The organism is Massilia sp. LjRoot122 (genome assembly GCF_964252725.1).
In the GTDB taxonomy this organism is placed as follows: Bacteria; Pseudomonadota; Gammaproteobacteria; order Burkholderiales; family Burkholderiaceae_D; genus Telluria.
On record NZ_CAXUPB020000009.1, the window covers coordinates 1 to 1,191 of the forward strand.

The following is a 1,191-nucleotide window of genomic DNA, read 5'->3' on the forward strand; positions in this document are numbered from 1 at the left end:
AATCGGGATAGGGGCGGCCATTGAGCCTGGCCGGGCCCCTCCCACACCACCCGGCATGCGGGTCCGCACCGGGCGGTTCGAGTAGTTGAGGTTAAGTGAGCCGAGGCATGCCAAGGCGGTCGAAGTAGGCAATCGTCAGCACGTTGTTCAGGGCGAGTCGGCTGTTGTGCCACCAGCGACGGCCATTTCTGGCCACCAGCAGCGCGACGTTCGGTTTGGCCCCTAGCTTCAGTAGCTCCCGGTGGATTGTCGTGCCTCGCCTCCAATGCTTGAGATGAATCGCACGCATTCGGTGACGCATCCATTCATCCAGCTTGCGCAGGACGCCTGATGTTTGTGCCAAGCCGAAATAGCCTTTCCATCCCAACACGTAAGAGCGCAGACGTTCAATTACTTCGCGAATACTGCGTCCACCAGTCCGGCGAGTAAGCTGCCTGATCTTCTGCCGGAACGTCTCCAATGCCTTCTTCGACACGGCGCGTTTAACCTCGCCTTTCGGGGCAGCCCATAGGGCATAGCCCAGAAATTTTCGGCCGAACGCACTGGCTACCGCACTCTTTGATTCATTGATCTTCAAGTGCAGCTTGTCGTATTGGCGCTTGAGCAGGGCCATCACCCGCTCGCCTGCCTTCTGGCTGCGCACATATACATTGCAGTCATCGGCATAGCGGGCAAAGCGGTGTCCCTGTCGTTCCAGCAACCGATCCACCTCGTCGAGAAGCACATTGGCCAATAGCGGCGAGAGCGGACCGCCTTGCGGCGTCCCTTCGCTCCGCTCGACCACCATGCCGCCATCCATGATGCCCGCGTTCAGGTAGGCGCGCACCAGCCGGATGATTCCAGCGTCGTGCACACGTTTCCTTAGGCGGTCGATCAGGATGTCGTGGTTGACCCGATCAAAGAACTTCGACAGATCGACGTCGACCACTGTGCGGTAGCCTTCCTGCACGTACTGCTGTGCTGCAAGCACGGCATCACGCGCACGCCGGCCGGGCCGGAATCCGTGGCTGTGCTCACTAAAGGTGGGATCGATCAGCGGTTGCAGCACCTGCAATAGTGCCTGCTGAATCAGACGGTCGGTCACGGTGGGTATCCCCAGTTCACGTTCGCTTCCATCTGGCTTCGGAATGCCCACGCGCCGTACCGGCATGGGCCGGTACGTGCCATTCATCAGTTGCTGCCTGATGAGGG

1 protein-coding gene is annotated in these 1,191 nt (G+C 60.0%); it reads right to left on the reverse strand.

The annotated features are described in order from the left end of the window. Nucleotides 1-91 precede the first annotated feature (91 nt). Nucleotides 92-1,191: group II intron reverse transcriptase/maturase (ltrA, locus tag ACSQ25_RS25940; protein WP_436108619.1), on the reverse strand; the 1,100-nt coding region annotated here is incomplete at its 5' end.